Source organism: Rhizobacter sp. Root1238 (assembly GCF_001425825.1).
Lineage (GTDB): Bacteria > Pseudomonadota > Gammaproteobacteria > Burkholderiales > Burkholderiaceae_C > Rhizobacter.
On record NZ_LMDM01000003.1, the window covers coordinates 143327 to 159843 of the forward strand.

The 16517-nt window shown below is 71.0% G+C and carries 15 protein-coding genes; 5 read left to right on the forward strand and 10 right to left on the reverse strand.

What is annotated here, in order from left to right; genetic code table 11:
* Positions 1-3: 3 nt before the first annotated feature.
* The 9 genes from ccoO to ASC98_RS04580 all read right to left on the reverse strand — a co-directional run bounded on the left by ccoO (position 4) and on the right by ASC98_RS04580 (position 8728).
* The gene (gene ccoO, locus ASC98_RS04540) at positions 4-630 is read right to left on the reverse strand and encodes a cytochrome-c oxidase, cbb3-type subunit II (RefSeq protein ID WP_056806113.1); all 627 of its coding nucleotides are present in this window, start codon (positions 628-630) and stop codon (positions 4-6) included.
* An 18-nt stretch (positions 631-648) separates the two neighbouring features.
* The gene (gene ccoN, locus ASC98_RS04545) at positions 649-2091 is read right to left on the reverse strand and encodes a cytochrome-c oxidase, cbb3-type subunit I (protein ID WP_056806117.1); all 1443 of its coding nucleotides are present in this window, start codon (positions 2089-2091) and stop codon (positions 649-651) included.
* A gap of 29 nt (positions 2092-2120) precedes the next feature.
* Positions 2121-2315 (reverse strand): cbb3-type cytochrome oxidase assembly protein CcoS, encoded by a 195-nt coding sequence (gene ccoS, locus ASC98_RS04550; protein ID WP_056806120.1) that lies wholly within the window; start codon positions 2313-2315, stop codon positions 2121-2123.
* 7 nt (positions 2316-2322) lie between these two features.
* Entirely contained in the window at positions 2323-4527 is a 2205-nt protein-coding gene (locus ASC98_RS04555) for a cation-translocating P-type ATPase (RefSeq protein WP_082542251.1), read from the reverse strand.
* 78 nt (positions 4528-4605) lie between these two features.
* Positions 4606-6042: a PepSY domain-containing protein gene (locus ASC98_RS04560; protein WP_056806124.1), complete on the reverse strand. Its 1437-nt coding sequence runs from the start codon at positions 6040-6042 to the stop codon at positions 4606-4608.
* Positions 6043-6129: 87 nt separating this feature from the next.
* On the reverse strand, positions 6130-6528 hold the full coding sequence (locus tag ASC98_RS04565) for a DUF2946 domain-containing protein (protein WP_056806127.1): 399 nt from the start codon (positions 6526-6528) through the stop codon (positions 6130-6132).
* Between the two features lie 39 nt (positions 6529-6567).
* Positions 6568-6852, reverse strand: a complete 285-nt coding sequence (locus ASC98_RS04570; protein ID WP_082542250.1) for a helix-turn-helix transcriptional regulator — start codon at positions 6850-6852, stop codon at positions 6568-6570.
* 93 nt (positions 6853-6945) lie between these two features.
* Positions 6946-7590: a phosphoribosyltransferase gene (locus ASC98_RS04575; RefSeq protein WP_056806134.1), complete on the reverse strand. Its 645-nt coding sequence runs from the start codon at positions 7588-7590 to the stop codon at positions 6946-6948.
* A 40-nt stretch (positions 7591-7630) separates the two neighbouring features.
* On the reverse strand, positions 7631-8728 hold the full coding sequence (locus tag ASC98_RS04580; RefSeq protein WP_235581168.1) for a family 16 glycosylhydrolase: 1098 nt from the start codon (positions 8726-8728) through the stop codon (positions 7631-7633).
* Between the two features lie 141 nt (positions 8729-8869).
* On the opposite strand from ASC98_RS04580, the gene ASC98_RS04585 reads away from it, so the two are divergent.
* The 3 genes from ASC98_RS04585 (at position 8870) to pssA (ending at position 13598) form a co-directional block, all read left to right on the forward strand.
* Positions 8870-9961 carry a LacI family DNA-binding transcriptional regulator gene (locus ASC98_RS04585; protein ID WP_235581169.1) on the forward strand — a complete coding sequence of 364 codons (1092 nt, stop codon included), beginning with the start codon at positions 8870-8872 and terminating at the stop codon, positions 9959-9961.
* A 165-nt stretch (positions 9962-10126) separates the two neighbouring features.
* Entirely contained in the window at positions 10127-12922 is a 2796-nt protein-coding gene (locus ASC98_RS04590; RefSeq protein ID WP_162249346.1) for an AbfB domain-containing protein, read from the forward strand.
* A 61-nt stretch (positions 12923-12983) separates the two neighbouring features.
* Positions 12984-13598, forward strand: a complete 615-nt coding sequence (gene pssA, locus ASC98_RS04595) for a CDP-diacylglycerol--serine O-phosphatidyltransferase (RefSeq protein ID WP_056806359.1) — start codon at positions 12984-12986, stop codon at positions 13596-13598.
* Positions 13599-13610: 12 nt separating this feature from the next.
* Here pssA and ASC98_RS04600 read toward each other — a convergent pair whose 3' ends face one another.
* A complete protein-coding gene (locus ASC98_RS04600; RefSeq protein WP_056806138.1) occupies positions 13611-14567 on the reverse strand; it encodes a LysR family transcriptional regulator in 957 nt (318 codons plus the stop codon).
* A 111-nt stretch (positions 14568-14678) separates the two neighbouring features.
* Here ASC98_RS04600 and ASC98_RS04605 point away from each other — a divergent pair, with 111 nt between their 5' ends.
* Both ASC98_RS04605 and ASC98_RS04610 read left to right on the forward strand, forming a co-directional pair.
* Positions 14679-15536, forward strand: coding sequence for an oxidoreductase (locus ASC98_RS04605; protein ID WP_056806141.1), 858 nt, complete (start codon positions 14679-14681; stop codon positions 15534-15536).
* 16 nt (positions 15537-15552) lie between these two features.
* The gene (locus tag ASC98_RS04610; RefSeq protein ID WP_082542247.1) at positions 15553-16515 is read left to right on the forward strand and encodes a 2-dehydropantoate 2-reductase; all 963 of its coding nucleotides are present in this window, start codon (positions 15553-15555) and stop codon (positions 16513-16515) included.
* Positions 16516-16517 lie beyond the last annotated feature (2 nt).

Here is a 16517-nt window from a genome sequence, read left to right on the forward strand (position 1 = left end):
TCCTTACTTCACCGAGGTGCCGAGCACCTGCAGGTAGGCGATCAGCGCATCGATCTCGGTCCTGCCCTTCACGGCCTCGCCGGCGGCGGCGATCTCGGCATCGGTGTAGGGCACGCCGACGCGGCGCAGCGCAGTCAGCTTCGGGGCCATCTCGGCCGGGTCCAGCGCGGCCGTCGTCAGCCACGGATAGGCCGGCATGTTCGACTCGGGCACCACGTCGCGCGGGTTGAACAGGTGCACGCGGTGCCATTCGTCGCTGTACTTGCCGCCGACGCGTTGCAGGTCGGGGCCGGTGCGCTTGCTGCCCCACTGGAACGGGTGGTCGTAGACGAACTCGCCGGCCGTCGAGTAGTGGCCGTAGCGCAGCGTCTCGGCGCGGAACGGCCGGATCATCTGCGAGTGGCAGTTGTAGCAACCCTCGCGGATGTAGACGTCGCGACCGGCCAGCTGCAGCGCGGTGTAGGGCGCGAGGCCCGGCGTCGCCTGCGTGGTGGAGCGCTGGAAGAACAGCGGCACGATCTCGACCAGGCCGCCGACCGCGATCACCAGCAGGATCAGCACGATCATCAGGAAGTTGTTGGTCTCGATCTTCTCGTGCGAGAAGCCGGGGGTGGTGTGGGTATCAGCCATGGGGTGGTCTCCGCGGGCTCAGGCGTGGACGGGGCGCAGTGCAGGCACCGGCACCGGTGCGTAGCGACCCGAGGTGGCGGTCTTCACGACGTTCCAGGCCATGATCAGCATGCCGGCCAGGTACAGCAGGCCGCCGGCCAGCCGCACCACGTAGAACGGGAAGGTCGCCTTCACGCTCTCGACGAAGCTGTAGACCAGCGTGCCGTCGGGGTTGACCGCGCGCCACATCAGGCCCTGCATCACGCCGGCGATCCACATCGCGGCGATGTACAGCACGATGCCGACGGTGGCGATCCAGAAGTGCAGCTCGATCGCCCGCACGCTGAACATCTTCGTCTGGCCGAACATGCGCGGCACCAGGTAGTACAGCGTGCCCATCGAGATCAGCCCGACCCAGCCGAGGGCGCCGGAGTGCACGTGGCCGATGGTCCAGTCGGTGTAGTGGCTGAGCGCGTTGACGGTCTTGATCGACATCATCGGCCCCTCGAAGGTGCTCATGCCGTAGAACGACAGCGAGACGATCAGGAACTTCAGGATCGGGTCGTCGCGCAGTTTGTGCCACGCGCCCGACAGCGTCATGATCCCGTTGATCATGCCGCCCCAGCTCGGCGCGAGCAGCACCAGCGAGAACAGCATGCCCACGCTCTGCGCCCAGTCGGGCAGCGCGGTGTAGTGCAGGTGGTGCGGGCCGGCCCACATGTAGGTGAAGATCAGCGCCCAGAAGTGCACGATCGACAGCCGGTACGAGTACACCGGCCGGCCGGCCTGCTTCGGGATGAAGTAATACATCATCCCGAGGAAGCCGGCGGTCAGGAAGAAGCCGACCGCGTTGTGGCCGTACCACCACTGCACCATCGCGTCCTGCACGCCGGCATACGCCGAGTAGCTCTTGCTCAGGCTGACCGGAATGGCCGCGCTGTTGACGATGTGCAGCAGCGCCACCGCCAGGATGAAGGCGCCGAAGAACCAGTTCGCGACGTAGATGTGGCGCACGCGGCGCACCGCGATCGTGCCGAAGAACACCACCGCATACGACACCCAGACGATGGCGATCAGGATGTCGATCGGCCATTCGAGCTCGGCGTATTCCTTGCCTTGCGTGATGCCCAGCGGCAGCGTGATGGCGGCCGCGACGATCACCGCCTGCCAGCCCCAGAACGTGAAGGCCGCGAGCTTCGGCAGGAACAGCCGCGCCTGCGAGGTGCGCTGCACGACGTAGTAGCTGCTGGCGAACAGCGCGCAGCCGCCGAACGCGAAGATCACCGCGTTGGTGTGCAGCGGCCGCAGGCGACCGTAGCTGAGCCACGGGATGCCCAGGTTCAGCTCGGGCCAGGTCAGCTCGGCCGCGATGAACACGCCGACCAGCATCCCCACCACGCCCCACAGCACCGCTGCGAGCGAGAACCAGCGCACGCTCCAGTCACTGAAGACGGGCTGCGGGGCCGCGGATTCCTGAGTCATAGATCGCCTCTTCTTTCACCATGATTGCTTCACGGGGATTCTTGGGGCGACCGGTCTGCGCGGGTTTGCGCTTGATCAAGGGCAGCGTCGTCCGGGCCGAGGATTCGGCGGCCTTCGTCGTCCAGGTCGTCGAATTGGCCACGGTTCAGGGCCCAGCCGAACACGCCGAGCAGCGCGAGCACCAGCAGCGCCGACAGCGGGATCAGCAGGTACAGGATGTCCATGGAGCGTTCAGCGCGCGAGGCGCAGCGAGTTGGCAATGACCAGCAGCGAGCTGAGGGCCATGCCGAGCCCGGCGGCCCACGGCGGCAGCCAGCCGGCCAGCGCGAGCGGGATGCAGGCGGCGTTGTAGAGCGCCGCCCACGCGAGGTTCTGCCGCACCACGCGCACCGTGCGGCGGGCGGTGCGGCGCGCGGCGTCCAGGCCGTCGAGCCGGTTCGAGACGACGACAAGGTCGGCATTCGAGCGCGCGACCAGCGCGCCGTGGCCCATCGCGAACGACACGTCGGCCTGCGCCAGCACCGGTGCGTCGTTGATGCCGTCGCCGACCATCGCGACGCACCGGCCGGCCGCCTGTTCGCGCTGCACCGCGGCCTGCTTGGCCCCGGGGTCGGCCGCGCCGATCGCCGCGTCGGCGCCGACGCGGCGGGCGATCGATTCGACCCGCCGCGGCGTGTCGCCCGACAGCAGCACGCGCCGCCAGCCGGCCGCGCCGAGCGCGCGCATCGCGTCGACCGCGTCGTCGCGCAACTGTTCGTCGAATTCGAGGCGCAGCAGCGGCTGGCCGGCACGGCCGAGCCAGAGGCGCAGCACGTCGTCGCCCGCGGGCGCTGCCCCGACCCAGCCGGCGGCGCCGAGCCGCCATTCGACGCCGTCGCCGTCGCGTGCCGACAGGCCGTGGCCGGCGTGCTCGCCGACCTCGGACCACGCGATGCCGTCGTGCGGCACCAGCGCGGCCACCGCCTGCGACAGCGGGTGGCGCGACCAGCGCGCGAGCGCCGCGGCGCGCTGCAGCAGCGCGGCCTCGGGTTCTGGCGGGCTGCCCAGCACCCGCACTGCGGTGCAGCGCGGCTGCTGCTGCGTCAGCGTGCCGGTCTTGTCGAGGAACACCGTGTCGACGCGAGCCAGCACCTGCAGCGCCTCCAGCCGTTGCAGCAGCACGCCGTGCCGCGCCAGCCCGCGCGCGGCGGCGACGAACGCGGCCGGGGCCGCGAGCGACAGCGCGCACGGGCAGGTGACGATCAGCACCGAGACGACCACCCACACCGCGCGCGACGGATCGAGCAGGCTCCACGCCGCGCCGGCCCCGGCCGCCAGCAGCAGCACGCACCACAGGAAGGGCGCGGCCCAGCGCTGCGCCGCATCGGCCGCCGGCGACCGGCCGGCCAGCGCCTCGTGCATCTGCGCGACGATGCGCTCGTGCCGCGTGTCGCCGCCGCTGCGCTCGACCCGCATCACGACCGGCGCGCCGATGTTGAGGCTGCCGGCCACCAGCGTCGCGCCGGGCGGCTTGTCGACCGGCCGCGCTTCGCCGCTCAGCAGCGATTCGTCGGCCTGCGTGCGGCCTTGCAGCACGTCGCCATCGGCCGCGAAGGCCTCGCCGAGCGCCACCTGCACGCGGTCGCCGGGCCGCAGCGCGTCGCGCGCGACGCGCTCGGTCGAGCCGTCGGCGGCGAGCCGCAGCGCGGTGTCGGGCAGCGCCGACAGCGCACCGTCGAGCGCCTCGGCCGCCCGGTGGCGCGCCTTCATCTGCAGCCAGCGGCCGCCGAGCAGGAAGCTGACGAACATCGTCAGCGAATCGAAGTAGACCTCGTGGCCGAACGGGCCGCCGGGCTCGAACGCGGCGCCGGTGCTGGCGACGAAGGTGACGGCGATGCCGAGCGCCACCGGGACGTCGGCGCCGATGCGGCCGCTGCGCAGGCTGCGCCACGCGCCCTGGAAGAACGGCGCGGCCGACCACCACAGCACCGGCAGCGTCAGCACCCAGGCGCCCCAGTCGAGCAGCTGCTTCATGTCGGGCGCGAGCTCGCCGGGCGCCGCGACGTAGTGCGGCGTCGCGAGCATCATCGTCTGCATCGTGCAGAAGCCGGCGACGAACAGCCGCCACAGCGCGGCGCGCGATTCGCGCCGGCGCAGCGCGCGCGCCGGCGCGGGGGCGTCGGGCGCGGCGTCGTAGCCGGCACGGCGGATCGCGCCGATCAGCGCGTCGAGCGAGGTGCGGGCCGGGTCCCAGGTGATGCTGGCAGCGTGCGTCGCGGCATTCACGCTGCACCGGCCGGCACCGTCGACCGCGAGCACCGCCTGTTCGATCAGCCCGGCGCAGGCGCCGCACTGCAGGCCGGCGAGCTGCAGGCCGGCGCGTTGCGTCGCGGCGGTCGCGCCGGCGGCGGTGTCGCGGGCCGCGCGGTCGCGGGCGGTCGTCAGTGCAATGTCCACAAGGCGGAAGTCTGCTGCGTACGCCGCGCCGGCGACTTGATCCGGATCAAGCGGCGGGCCGGTCCGGGCGATCGGTCTTCAGAGCCCGAAGCGCGCCCGCCACGCACGCGGCAGCGCCGCATCGATCGCCCATGCGACCAGCATCGATGCGCCGAGCAAGGGATGGAGCAGCCCCAGCACCACCGCGATGGCGATGACGGAGCGCGCGAGGCGGTCGCCGTCCTTGCGCTCGGGCGCGGCCAGCCTGCCGCGAGGGCGGCGCTTCCACCACATCACGGCCGACGTGACAGCCAGCGCGACGATGGCCAGGCAGCCGGCCAGCATCACGAGCTGGTTCGGCAGGCCGAACTGGCGTCCGGTGTGCAGGCTGATTCCCCATTCGGTGGCCTTGCCGGCCACGCCGTAGTCGGCATAGCCCACGTCGATCAACGGCTGGCCGCTGTACTGATTCAGGTGGATGACGCGTTCGTGGGTGACGTCGTCCGGGAACAGCATCGCGGTGTAGACGCCGCGCGGGCCGTCGGGCAGGTTGACGCTGTAGCCCGCGGCGAGATGCAGCCGCTCGAAGGCCGTGATGGCGGCGTCGAGGCCGATGGCGCCCGGCGAGGACGCCGGCAGCGGTCCGCCGCCACCGTGCCCCGCGTGCTCCGCATGGGGGTCCCCCGCAGGCGCGGACGACAGCGGAACGGTCGCCTGGCCCAGCGTCCACGGCACCTCGCCTTGCTGCGCCATCGGCACCGTCGATGGCGGCGCCTTGCTCCACACGTACGCCGGGACGCCGATCCCCCAGGCGTTGGTCAGCGCGCCGAACTGGTGGCCCCAGAAGGCCGACCACGGCAGGCCGGTGACCGCGAGGAACAGGATGGCGATGGCCGCGAACGCGCCGGTGACGGCATGCAGGTCGCGCCACCACAGGCGCCTGGCCGGCGAACCGCGCACGCTGATCACGCCGCCGGTGCGGCCGCGCGGCCACCACAGGTATGTGCCGGTCACGACGAGCACGATGGCCCAGCCGGCGACGATCTCGATGCCGTGGTTGGCGACCGTCCCGGCGATGACGAGCGAATGGATGCGCTTGACGACGTCCATCGGCTTGCGGTCATCGCGCAGGTGGCCGAGGACCGCGCCGGTCGACGGATCAAGGTACATGGTGATGCGCTGGCCGCCGGCGGCCGCGATGCCGACCTCCACGCTGCGACCCGCCGCCGGGGCGGGCACGTAGCGCCTGACCTGGCCCGGAACGGCCGCGACCGCCCGCGCGACCAGCGCCTCGGGTGCCAGCGCCGTCGAGCTGGCCGCCGGCACCTGGAGCAGGTCGCGGTAGACGACGGCGTTGATCTCGTCGCGGAACAGGTACAGCGCGCCGGTGACGGCCATCATCACGAGAAAGGGCAGGCACAGCAGCCCGGCGTAGAAGTGCCAGCGCCACACGGCGCGGTAGAGGCTGCCCGACCGGGCAGCGATGTCGACGCCGGTGTCGGCGCTCGACTCGGAACGGGATGCGAGGTGATTCATCAAGACTCCTGGCGGCCGGCGCGACGGCGACGGCGCATGTGCAACGACGGTGGCCCGGCGGGGCGCCGGCCATCACGATCGGTGGGCTCAGGAGAGCGGCGGTGGCGCCCGCGACTGCGCACTCCGCCAGGCGACCGCGGTCGCAGGGGCACGGAGGAACAGCGCCGGGGCCTGGAACTGCAGCGAAGGAGGCCGCAGCTCGGCCGCCGAGGTCGGCGGCAGGCCCGGTGCTGCAGCGTGGACGCTGCAATACGGGCAATGCTCGAAGGCCTGTTCAGCGGGCGCGGCGGGGCTGCGCGGGTCGCGGGTGTCGTCGTCGACGCGCACCCGCTTCGCACCGAGCGCGGAGCAGATCTCCGCCCAGCCGCCCGACGACCCCATGCCCCGTGCCACGGCCTGGGAGATGGCCGGCGCCAAGGCGGCCATCAGGATCGCGAGACTGGCGATCCATGCGATGAGGCGTCTGGCCGAAGGGGCGCGTGGCATGCGCGGATGGTCGCACACCGCCGCGCGTTGCCGCGCGGATCAGTCTTCGCCGCTGCCCGCGTTGGCGTCGAACGTGCGGCGTCGTTCCGCCAGCGCGTCGTCGGGCATGGCGGCACGATGGCGCGGCGAGAAGCTCAGTTCATGCTCCAGCGCGCCGAGCAGTCGAAGCAGCTTGCCCGATCCGAATTCGGCGACGCCGCCGGACTCGAAGCGCGCGAGCGTCGACGGGGCCATGCCGCTCAGCTCGGCCAGGGCCTTTTGCGTCAGTCCTCGGGCTTGCCGGAGGCGGGCGATTTCTCGACCCAGTGATGGCAGGTTGTCCATGTGCTGTACTCGCGATGCGACCGGGTCGCGCTGCAGGGGTGAGGCCGTGAAATCAGCAACGAAGATATGCCATCTGCGGCATGAATGCGAGCTTCATTTCACCGCGGCGAGCAAGCCCTGAACCTCTTCGTCGCTCGTCTGCGCGAAGTCCTCGTACCAGCAGCCCACCGCACGGAACGGCTCGGGCAGCGTCGCGCAGACGAGTTCGTCGGCCTCGCGGCGCAAGGCCGCGCAGGTGCTGCGGGCGCCGGTCGGCACCGCGATGACGAGGCGCGCCGGCGCCATCGCGCGCAGGGCGCGGGCCGCGGCCCGCATCGTTGCGCCGGTGGCGATGCCGTCGTCGACCAGCAGCACGGTGCGCCGTGCGATCGCCAGCGCGGGGCGCGCATCGCGGTAGAGCCGCTCGCGCCGCGCCAGTTCGAGGGCCTCCGCCTGCGCGACCGCGTCGACCTGCGCCGCGCCGATGCCCAGCATGCGCACCACGCCGTCGTTCATCACCCGCACGCCGCCGCTCGCGATGGCGCCCATCGCGAGCTCCTCGTGGTCCGGCACGCCGAGCTTGCGCACGATGAACACATCGAGCGGCAGGCCGAGCGCCTGCGCCACCGCATGGCCCACCGGCACGCCGCCGCGCGGCAGCGCCAGCACCAGCGCGTCGGACCGGCCGCGGTAGGCCGACAGGCGCCGGGCGAGCACCTGCCCCGCATCGCGGCGATCGTGGAACAACGGCTCCTGCATCGACGACTCCTTCGTCAGCAGGGCCCACTGTGCCGCGGCGTCACTTCTTCTGCCAGACCTTCACGTAGTCGACCTCCATGCTGACCGGGAAGATCGTGTCGTCGACCGAGCCGCCCATGTCGCCGCCGATCGCCAGGTTCAACAGCAGGTACTGCGGCTTGTCGAACGGCCAGCTGGCGCTGCCCTGGTGCTTGTTGGCGTAGGTGTGGAACGGCTTGTTGTCGACGCCGATGACCAGGCTCTCGGGCGTCCAGGTCAGCTGGTAGTTGTGGAAGGCGCTGCAGGCATCGTTGATCCGCGTCTCGCCGCCGTCGCCGAAGGTGCCGGCCGTCGACGTGGTGTGGATCGTGCCTTCGATCGCGGTCGGGTTCTTGCCGACCTGTTCCATGATGTCGATCTCGCCGCCGGCCGGCCAGTCGCCGGTGGTGCCCAGCATCCAGATCGCCGGCCAGGTGCCGCGCCCGCACGGCAGCTTGGCGCGGATCTCGAAGAAGCCGTAGGTCCAGCTGGCCTTGCCGTTGGTGATCAGGCGGGCCGAGCTGTAGTCCTGGCCGCCGTAGTCCTTCGCGCTGGTCAGGCGCTCCTTGCGCGCGGTGATGACCAGCTTGCCGTCGCTGATCTTCGAGTTCTCGGTCCGCGCGACCGCGTAGTACTGCAGCTCGTTGTTGTACCAGCCGGTCGCGTTGGCTTCGGTGTCGTAGACCCACTTGCCTGCGTCCGGCAGCGTGCCGGTGTCGAACTCGTCGGACCAGACCAGCGTGTAGCCGGCGGGGGCGTTGCTCGGTGCGGGGGCTGGTGCCGGTGCCGGGACTGGCGCGGGAGCGGGAGCGGGGGCCGGGGCCGGCGACGGAGCCGGTGCGGGCGCTGGGGCCGGCGCTGGTGCCGGGGCCGGGGCAGGTGACGGAGCGGGCGCAGGAGCAGGTGCGGGTGATGGAGCCGGCGCGGGTGCGGGTGCGGGTGCGGGTGCAGGCGACGGTGCTGGCGCGGGGGCCGGGACCGGGGCCGGCGAAGGCGCCGAGCTGACCGGCGGCGGCGCTGCCGCGTCGTCGTTGCCGCCGCAGGCGGTCAGCGCGAGCACGCCGGCGCACAGCGCTGCCAGGCGGGCCATCGAATGAAGTCGGGTGATGTTCAGGGTCATGATTCTTCCTCCGGCGCGGAGCATGCCTCGCGCAGCGCCCACCACCCGCAAGCCCGGCGTGACGATCGCTACATGTTGTAGCTGCTCCCGTACCATACGAGTGCCGAGATCGCTCATATTAGTAATCCACCCGCCGTCGACATGCCCGCCAAAGCGCCGCCGCCCACCGAGCTCGCCCGCCGCGTCACGATGACCGATGTCGCGACGCAGGCCGCGGTGTCGCAGTCGACCGTCTCGCTGGTGCTCAACGGCATGACCGGCACCAAGCTGTCCGACGAGACCCGCGCCCGCGTGCTGCGCGTGGCCGCCGAGCTCGGCTACCGGCTGCCGGACCGCCGCGGCACGGCCGCCGCCCCCGGGCGCCGCGGCCGGAACCGCGCGGCGGCTGCGTCGACGCCGCTGATCCTCTACCTGGTCGACGAGGTCTCCACCAGCCCGCACCCGGTGCTGTCGATCGACGGCGCGAAGGACGAGGCCTGGAACCAGGGCGCGCTGGTGGCGGTGTTCGCGACGCGCTCGAATGCCGGCATCGAGGCCGCCGTGCTGTCGACGATGCTGGCCAACCCGGCGCTGATCGGCGTCGTCTACTCGACGATCTTCACGCGCCAGGTCAGCGTGCCGCCGCAGCTCGGGCGCGTGCCGACGGTGCTGCTGAACTGCAGCGAGGCCGAGCCCGCCGCGGGTGGCGAGCCGCGCTTCTCGTCGGTCGAGCCGTCCGAGGTGCTGGGCGGCTTCGTCGCCACCGAATGCCTGCTCGACGCCGGCCACCGCCGCATCGCGTTCATCAACGGCGAGCCGTGGATGGACGCCGCGCGCGACCGGCTGAAGGGCTACCGCCGCGCGCTCGCCAGCGCCGACATCGCCTACGACGCGGCGCTGGTGCGCGAGGGCGACTGGCATGTCGCGTCGGGCCACGACCACACGCTGGCGCTGATGAAGCGGCCGAAGCCGCCGACCGCGTTCTTCTGCGCCAACGACCTGATGGCCGTCGGCTGCCTCGAGGCGCTGCGCCAGCTCGGCAAGCAGGTGCCGCACGACGTGGCGGTGATCGGCTACGACGACCAGGAGATCGCGCGCCACACCAGTCCGCCATTGACCACGCTGGTGCTGCCCAACTACGAGATGGGGCGGCTGGCGGTCGAGATGCTGCTGGCGCAGGTCGCCGCGCCCGACGGCCGGCGCCGCCGTGTCAAGGTCGACGGGCGGCTGGTGCCGCGCCAGACGGTCGGCTGAAGTCCCCCCTCCTCACACGGCCTTACACCTGCGCGGTTGACGCGCAGGACCCGCCGTGCGCCTAATATTAATCAAATATTAGCGATGGCCGCGCACTGGCGCGAGCCGTCCGTCATCGGGCTGGTGCCGCAAACATCCCGTTCCGAGGCGACCGAAGGAGACACGATGAAGACCACCCACCGGCGATGGCTGGCGAGCCTGCTCGTCCCGTTGCTCACCGCGGGTTGTGGCGGCGGCAGCGATTCCGCCGCTGAACCGCTGCAGCAGGCGAACCCCTCCCACGAATCCGCCCAGGCCGTCAGCGCGCGCCTGACGACGCCGTGGACCGCGGCCGCGCAGCAGGCCGCGGTGCCGTTGCCCGAGTACCCGCGCCCACAGCTGACGCGTGCCGACTGGCTGAACCTGAACGGCACCTGGAGCTACAACGGCGGCAGCGCCGCGCCGAACGCCGACAGCCCGCCGGCCACCGCACCCGGCTTCCCGGCCAACCCGGAGCAGATCAAGGTGCCGTACCCGGTGGAGTCCTTCCTGTCCGGCATCCAGCGCATGAACGACCGCAACCTCTGGTACAAGCGCACGTTCACCGTGCCGGCCGGCTGGAGCGGCAAGCGCGTGAAGCTCAACTTCGGCGCGGTCGACCGCAAGGCCACCGTCTACGTGAACGGCCAGCAGGTCGGCCAGCACAGCGGCGGCTACGACGCGTTCAGCTTCGACATCACGCCCTACCTGCGCAGCGGCAGCAACGACCTGGTGGTCGGCGCCTTCGACCCGACCACCGGCGACGACATGCTGGGCAAGCAGACGCTGAACCCCGGCGGCATCTTCTACACGCCGAGTTCCGGCATCTGGCAGACGGTGTGGCTGGAGCCGGTGGCAGCGCCGCACATCACGCGCCTCGACATGACGCCCGACCTGCCGAACAACCGGCTGCGCATCATCGTGCGCGGCAGCGGGCTGGCCGGCCAGGCGATCGAAGCCATCGCATCGAGCGGCGGCACGCAGGTGGGCGTGGCCGCCGGCAGCGCCGACGCCGAGTTCAGCGTGCCGGTGCCGAACGCGCACCTGTGGTCGCCCGACGATCCGTTCCTGTACGACCTGAAACTGCGCGTGCGCAGCAACGGCGTGGTGGTCGACGAGGTCGGCAGCTACTTCGGCATGCGTTCGATCGCGGTCGGCACCATCGACGGCGTGCCGCGCCCGCTGCTGAACGGCAAGTTCGTGTTCCAGTACGGCCCGCTCGACCAGGGTTTCTGGCCCGACGGCCTGTACACCGCGCCGACCGACGACGCGCTGAAGTCGGACCTGCAGGCCATCAAGGACCTGGGCCTGAACATGGTGCGCAAGCACATCAAGGTGGAGCCGCAGCGCTGGTTCTACTGGGCCGACAAGCTGGGCCTGCTGGTGTGGCAGGACATGCCGCATGCGTGGGACGCCGAATCGAGCGCCGCGGTGCGCGCCAAGGTCGAGGCCGAAGACCGCGAGATCGTCGACGAGCACCGTTCGTCGCCGGCCGTCGTCACCTGGGTCATCTTCAACGAGAGCTGGGGCGACTTCGACATGGTCCGCATGGCCAACCAGTTCAAGGCCTGGGACCCGAGCCGGCTGACCGACACCCACTCGGGCATCAACTTCGCGCCGGGCGACCAGGGCACCGGCGACCTGATCGACAACCACGACTACCCGGGCCCGAGCGCGCCGGCGTACCAGCCGAACCGGATCTCGGTGCTCGGCGAGTTCGGCGGCAACGGCTTGCGCGTGGACGGCCACATGTGGAACCCGGCGTCGACCTGCTGCTACACGCTGTACCCCGATGCGGCGACGCTGACCAACGTCTACCTGGAGCAGGTGAACGGCCTGCGCGAGCTGGCGGTGTCGCGCGGGCTGAGCGCGGCGGTCTACACCGAGATCAGCGACGTCGAGGACGAGCTGAACGGTTTCCTGACCTACGACCGGCAGGTGCGCAAGATGGACTTCGCGCGGCTGAAGACGGCACACCAGGCGCTGATCGGCGGCGAGCCCTACCCGCGGCGCGGCACGTCGTATTCGTTCCGCACCGTGACGCCGGGCGTGACCAACCGCTACCTGCGGCATGCCGACAGCCTGGGCGTGACCGAGGTGGTCGATGCCAACAGCAGCGAGCTGCTGAAGAAGGACACGTCGTGGAAGGTCGTCAACGGGCTGGCGGACACCAGCTGCCTGTCGTTCGAATCGGTCAACCAGCCGGGGCAGTTCCTGCGCCACCAGAACTTCCGGCTGCGCATCGACCCGAGCGACGGCAGCGCGCTGTTCCAGGCCGATGCCACCTTCTGCCCGCGCAAGGCGCTGGACGGTGGCACGGGGTTGTCGCTGGAGTCGAAGAACCTGCCCGGCCACTATGTGCGGCATGCCAATGCGCAGGTGTGGCTGAACCCGTTCCAGGACACCAGCGGCTACCGCGCCGATGCATCGTGGGCGCCGGCCACCGGCTGGTGGCGCAGCAGCGTGCTGATCGGGGCGAACACGCTGCATTCGCTGCGCGTGCTGACGCCGGGCTATGACAACCGCTACCTGCGGCACCAGAACGCGCTGGCCTACACCGAGGTCGTCGCCGCGGCGAGCGATGCCACGCTGAAGGCCGACGCGAGCTGGCGCATGGTGCCGGGGCTGGCCGATGCGAGCTGCTACTCGTTCGAGTCGCGCAACTTCCCCGGCGAGTACCTGCGGCACAGCAACTCGCGCGTGCGCCGCGATCCGCTGCAGGACAGTGCGCTGTACCGGGCGGACGCGACCTTCTGTGCGCAAGGCACCGCCGACGGCAGCGCCGGCACGCGCTTCGCGGCATCGAACTTCCCGAACCGCTACCTGCGCCACTACGCGGCCGAGGTGTGGATCGCCGACGGGCAGGGCGGCAGCAGCTGGAACACCTCGGGCAGCTTCGATGCGGACACGAAGTGGGCGGTGGAGAACGCCTGGGCGCCTTGATGCGGCAAGGGCGGGCAGTCAACTAAACTGCCCGCCCTGACCGACGATGGAGCGCCAGCGCATGAAGCCGAAGCCGTTTTCGATGATCCGCGAGTTCCACCTGGCCGACTGGTTCACGCTCGGCAACGCCGTGTCGGGCACCGGGGCGCTGTTCTCGATGATGTCCTACCTCGCGAGCGCGAACCCGGTGCACATCCATTTCGCCTGCGCGCTGGTGGTCGCCGCGCTGGTGTTCGACATCCTCGACGGCCGCGTCGCCCGCTGGCGGCAGAAGGCATCGGCGCTCGGCCGCGAGCTCGATTCGCTGGCCGACGTGATCTCGTTCGGCGTCGCGCCGGCGATCATTGCCTACGGTTGCGGCATGCGCGGGCTGTACGACCGCATCGTGCTCGCCTACTTCGTGGCCTGCGGCGTGTCGCGCCTCGCGCGCTACAACGTCACCGCGGTGGCGATGTCGGACGAGAGCGGCAAGGTCACGCACTTCGAAGGCACGCCGATCCCGACCTCGATCGTGCTGGTGCTGATGCTCGGCGCGGCCGCCTGGTTCGGTGCGCTCGGCCCGGACCTGTGGTTCGGCGAGGTGATGATCGGCGCCCACTACTTCCACCCGCTGGTGCTGCTGTTCGGGCTCTCCGGCTCGCTGATGATCAGCCGGATCAAGATTCCGAAACCCTGATCGTCGTGCACGCTACCGCGCGCGCCGGGTGCGCGGCGGCTTCAGTTCATGCGGCTCCAGGAAGAACGCCGCATTGCCCGCCACCCGTTCCACCACCAGGTCGATGAAGGCGCGCACGCGGGCCGGTTGCGCGATGCGGCTGCCGTAGTACAGGTAAAGATTCAGGTGTTCGGTGACGTGCTCGGTGAGCACCGGCACCAGCTGGCCGCTGCGCACCCGCGCCGCCGCCGACACGCCCACCAGCTGCCCGATCGCGTGGCCCGACAGCACGGCATCGGCTTCCAGCTCGACGTCGTTGGTGCAGAACACCGGCGCGAAATGGCGCGACACGATCTCGGAGCCGACGCGGAACTCCCATGGCGCCACCTTGCCGGTGGCCGGGTGCCGGAAGCCGCTGCAGCGGTGCTGCGCGAGATCGTCGATGCTGCGCGGCGTGCCGTGGCGGGCCAGGTAGGCCGGCGTCGCGCACACCACCAGCTGCAGCGGGAGCAGCCGGCGCGAGATCACGCCGTCGGCCGGCGGCGTGCCGGCGCGGAAGCCGACATCCACCCGGTCTTCCACCCAGTTGCCGAGCCGGTCGTCGAGCTGCACGTCGGGCTCGATGTCGGGATGGCGGCTGCAGAATTCGTCGAGCACCGGCCACAGCACCGGCAGCATCAGCGAGCGCGTCGCGACGATGCGCAGCGGGCCGGCGATCTCTTCGCGGCCGCGGCGCGCGCCGTGCAGCGCACGCTGCAGCGTCGACAGCCCCGGCTGTGCCGCCTCGAGGAAGCGGCTGCCTTCCTCGGTCAGGCTGAGCCGGCGCGTCGTACGGTGGAACAGCCGCACGCCCAGGTGCGACTCCAGCTGCGCAAGCGCCTGGCTGGCCGCCTGCGGCGTGATCGCCTGGGCCGCGGCGGCCTGGCGCAGGCTGCCCAGTTCGGCGGCCCGGATGAAGGTGGCGATTGCCCGGAGTTCGTTGAAGGCCATGGTGGGATTGTCACGATTGGCTTGCGAATGTCGCCAGCGATTGTGGGCTAGTTCGATCGCAATCGGCTGCCTAAAGTGGCGTCACTCCATCTCCACATCAAGGACATCACCATGGCAACCTCTTCCGATTTCAAGCGCGTCTGGTTCATCACCGGTGCGGCACGCGGCATCGGCGCGCGCATCGTCGACGCGGCACTCGCCCAGGGCGATGCGGTCGTCGCCACCTCGCGCGATGCGAGCACGCTGGAACAGCGCTTCGGCGCGCAGCCCGGCCTGCTGGCGCTCGCGCTCGACGTGACCTCCGAGGCGCAATCGGCCGCCGCCGTCACGGCCGCGCTGGCCCGCTTCGGCCGCATCGACGTGCTGGTCAACAACGCCGGCTACGGTCTGCTCGGCGCGGTCGAAGAGGCGAGCGCCGACGAAGTGCGCCGCCTGTACGAGACCAACGTGTTCGGGCTGCTGAACGTCACGCGGGCGGTGCTGCCGGCGATGCGTGCGCGCCGCAGCGGCCATGTGATCAACCTGTCGTCGGTCGGCGGCTACCGCTCGGGCGCCGGCTTCGGCGTCTACTGCTCGACCAAGTTCGCGGTCGAGGGGCTGACCGAGGCGCTGCATGCCGAGCTGCAACCGCTGGGCATCCATGTGACGGTGGTCGAGCCGGGTTACTTCCGAACCGAGTTCCTCGAGCAGTCGTCGCTGGTGGTGTCGCCGCGCGTCGTCGACGACTACGCGCCGACGGCTGGCCAGGTGCGCGAGGCCGCGAAGCGCATCAGCCTGAACCAGCCGGGCGATCCGCAGCGCCTCGCGCAGGCGATGCTCGCGCTGGTCGAATCGGCGACGCCGCCGTTGCGCCTGCCGCTCGGCACCGACACGCTGCAGGCGATCCGCGACAAGAACGCGTTCGTCGAAGGCGAGACGAAGGCTTGGGAGCGGCTGTCGGCGTCGACCGATTTCCCGCAGGGCGCCTGAGCGGCAAGCAGGGGTGATGCATCTGTCGGACACTGCGGCCCTCGCCACTCCGAAGATGCCCATGGACCGCACGACCGTCACCCCCTGGACCGTTGCCGTGATGGGCGCCGGCGCTGTCGGCTGCTACTTCGGCGGCATGCTGGCGCGCGCCGGCCACCACGTGACGCTGATTGCCCGGCCGCAGCATGTGGACGCCATTGCGCGCGACGGACTGCGCATGCAGACGCGCACCTTCGACGAGCGCGTGCGGCTGCAGGCCAGCACCGAGGTGGCGGCGGTGCAGGGCGCGCAGCTGGTGCTGTTCTGCGTGAAGTCGACCGACACCGAAGCCGCCGCCGCGGCGATGTGCCCGCACCTGTCGCCCGGCGCACTGGTGCTGACGCTGCAGAACGGCGTCGACAACGACGAGCGCGTGCGCAGCGTGCTGTCGAACGAGGTGGCGGCCAGCGTGGTCTACGTCGCCACCGAGATGGCCGGGCCGGGGCACCTGCTGCACCACGGACGTGGCGAGCTGGTGATCGCGCCGAACGGCGTCTCGGCAAGTCTTGCCGGGATGCTCGCTGCGGCCGGCGTGCCGGCGACGATCTCCGACAACGTGCGTGGCGCGCTGTGGGCCAAGCTGGTCCTGAACTGCGCCTACAACGCGATCTCGGCGATCGGCCGCGTGCCGTACGGCCGCTTCGTCGACCACCCGGGCGTGCAGCAGGTGATGCACGACGTGATCGCCGAATGCCGGGCGGTCGCGCAGGCCGAAGGCGTGCAAGTGCCGGGCGATATCGAGGCCACGGTGTTCGGGCTGGCCGCGACGATGCCGGGCCAGTTCTCGTCGACCGCGCAAGACGTGATGCGTGGCAAGCCGAGCGAGATCGACCACCTGAACGGGCTGGTCGTGCGGCGCGGCGAGCGGCACGGCGTGCCGACGCCGGTCAACCGCGTGCTGCACACGCTGGTCACGCTGATCGAGGCGAATCCGCGCTGACG

What these genes read in the sequence shown, in the direction of transcription:
- ccoO (WP_056806113.1), bottom strand. Translation starts at nt 630, where the DNA reads ATGGCTGATACCCACACCACCCCCGGCTTCTCGCACGAGAAGATCGAG.
- ccoN (WP_056806117.1), bottom strand. Translation starts at nt 2,091, where the DNA reads ATGACTCAGGAATCCGCGGCCCCGCAGCCCGTCTTCAGTGACTGGAGC.
- ccoS (WP_056806120.1), bottom strand. Translation starts at nt 2,315, where the DNA reads ATGGACATCCTGTACCTGCTGATCCCGCTGTCGGCGCTGCTGGTGCTC.
- ASC98_RS04560 (WP_056806124.1), bottom strand. Translation starts at nt 6,042, where the DNA reads ATGAATCACCTCGCATCCCGTTCCGAGTCGAGCGCCGACACCGGCGTC.
- ASC98_RS04565 (WP_056806127.1), bottom strand. Translation starts at nt 6,528, where the DNA reads ATGCCACGCGCCCCTTCGGCCAGACGCCTCATCGCATGGATCGCCAGT.
- ASC98_RS04570 (WP_082542250.1), bottom strand. Translation starts at nt 6,852, where the DNA reads ATGGACAACCTGCCATCACTGGGTCGAGAAATCGCCCGCCTCCGGCAA.
- ASC98_RS04575 (WP_056806134.1), bottom strand. Translation starts at nt 7,590, where the DNA reads ATGCAGGAGCCGTTGTTCCACGATCGCCGCGATGCGGGGCAGGTGCTC.
- ASC98_RS04580 (WP_235581168.1), bottom strand. Translation starts at nt 8,728, where the DNA reads ATGACCCTGAACATCACCCGACTTCATTCGATGGCCCGCCTGGCAGCG.
- ASC98_RS04585 (WP_235581169.1), top strand. Translation starts at nt 8,870, where the DNA reads ATGCCCGCCAAAGCGCCGCCGCCCACCGAGCTCGCCCGCCGCGTCACG.
- ASC98_RS04590 (WP_162249346.1), top strand. Translation starts at nt 10,127, where the DNA reads ATGAAGACCACCCACCGGCGATGGCTGGCGAGCCTGCTCGTCCCGTTG.
- pssA (WP_056806359.1), top strand. Translation starts at nt 12,984, where the DNA reads ATGAAGCCGAAGCCGTTTTCGATGATCCGCGAGTTCCACCTGGCCGAC.
- ASC98_RS04600 (WP_056806138.1), bottom strand. Translation starts at nt 14,567, where the DNA reads ATGGCCTTCAACGAACTCCGGGCAATCGCCACCTTCATCCGGGCCGCC.
- ASC98_RS04605 (WP_056806141.1), top strand. Translation starts at nt 14,679, where the DNA reads ATGGCAACCTCTTCCGATTTCAAGCGCGTCTGGTTCATCACCGGTGCG.
- ASC98_RS04610 (WP_082542247.1), top strand. Translation starts at nt 15,553, where the DNA reads ATGCATCTGTCGGACACTGCGGCCCTCGCCACTCCGAAGATGCCCATG.